The organism is Micromonospora globbae (assembly GCF_003610785.1).
Lineage (GTDB): Bacteria > Actinomycetota > Actinomycetes > Mycobacteriales > Micromonosporaceae > Micromonospora > Micromonospora globbae.
In genome coordinates this window covers 1-1,507 of record NZ_RAQQ01000089.1, presented here as the reverse complement: position 1 = coordinate 1,507, position 1,507 = coordinate 1, and the positions used below count along the sequence as shown (strand labels likewise).

The 1,507-nt window shown below is 65.3% G+C and carries 1 protein-coding gene and 2 pseudogenes; 2 read left to right on the top strand and 1 reads right to left on the bottom strand.

Translation table 11 applies throughout. The features are described from left to right. Both D7I43_RS33335 and D7I43_RS32410 read left to right on the top strand, forming a co-directional pair. A pseudogene (locus D7I43_RS33335) lies at positions 1-298 on the top strand (hypothetical protein); the annotation flags it as partial. Between the two features lie 44 nt (positions 299-342). After that, entirely contained in the window at positions 343-1,041 is a 699-nt protein-coding gene (locus D7I43_RS32410; RefSeq protein ID WP_120332338.1) for a class I SAM-dependent DNA methyltransferase, read from the top strand. 98 nt (positions 1,042-1,139) lie between these two features. Here the strand turns inward: D7I43_RS32410 and D7I43_RS32405 are convergent. Next, positions 1,140-1,484, bottom strand: a pseudogene (locus D7I43_RS32405) (DNA cytosine methyltransferase); the annotation flags it as partial. Positions 1,485-1,507: the final 23 nt, after the last annotated feature.

The following is a 1,507-nucleotide window of genomic DNA, read 5'->3' as shown; positions in this document are numbered from 1 at the left end:
GATGCGCTGCCACAGCCCGTCAGGCACGATCCACGGCGGCTGCTCGCCACGCCTCACGGCCCGACATCGTAGATCAACCTCTACAAGGGACGCGACATCCAGAGATCATTTTGTTAGGACCCCTAAGTTCGTCACCACACCTCAGTACATCCCCCGGCTAGAAGACCGGCTGCACACCGAAGAGCAACTCATCGCCGACGCCACCGAACGTGGCTGGGCCCGAGAGATCGAACGACACCGCTGCATCGCGGACCGCATCCGCAGCCTGCTGCAGGAACTCAACACGTCTCGCCCGTGAGCGAGCTTCCCGTCCCTACCAGCCCAACCAGGAGGAATCGACCAATGACGCAAACCGAGTCACCGCTGGAAGACCGCAATGCGCCCGGCTCACCCAGCAGGAACACAGACGACTGGTTGGTAGACGCCCGGACCTCCTACGACACGGTCGCCGACAGCTACGCCAACTTCGTACGCGACGCCCTCGCCACGGAGCCATACCTTCGTGCAAGTCTGGCGTTATTCGCTGAGCTGGTCCACGCCGCCGGCGACGGGCCGGTGGCGGACGTGGGCTGCGGGCCGGGACACGTCACCGCCCACCTGCACAAACTGGGCGTCGACGCCTTCGGCATCGACCTATCACCCGCGATGATCGACCTGGCTCGGCGCGACCACCCCGATCTGCGATTCGAAGTGGGCTCGATGACCGATCTGCAACTCGCCGACGCCTCGATTGCCGCCCTGCTTGCCTTCTGGTCATTGATCCACATACCCGATGACGCCGTCCCTTCGGTTTTGGGCCACTTCCACCGGGTGCTGCGTCCGGGCGGACCGCTGCTACTCGGCTTCCACGTGGGCGACGAGTCGAGGCTCAAGACACAGGGCTACGGCGGCCACCCCATGAATGTCTACGTTCACCGTCGCCAGCCCGACCGAGTCGCAGCGTGGCTACGCGACACCGGATTCACCATCAAGGCCCACCTGCTGATCGACCCCGACACTGATGCTCCCGGGGCCATCCTCATCGCAGTCCGCCAGCCCTGACCACGCCGACAACCCGGTCGGACCGCAATGCTGGCGACGAACCAGCGCCGCTGTGATCTGCACCACTGCCGCCACTGTCTGTCCAGATAAAGCAGGAACAGCCGATCGCGGCGGTGGGCGGCGCCGATGTCGGATGCGCGTAGGCACGTCCAGCTCGTGTCGTACCCGATCGCGGCCAGGTCGGCTTCGACGACGTCGAAGCCGCGGCGGAGGAGTGCGGCGACGTTCTCCACGAACACGAGCGGCGGTCGAAGCGCGCGAACGGCGTCGGCGACAGCGCTCCACAGGCTGGAGTGCTTGCCGCCGATCCCGGCGCGTTTGCCGGCGTTGCTGATGTCTTGTCGCTCCAATGTCAAGGCATCAGCATGAGGCGACCGTCGAAGTAGCGAGGTATGCCAGCGGCCGAGCTTGCCTGCGGGATAGCCATTCCTCGGAGCCACCATGTAGGGGCGGCTTCGGTAGACTG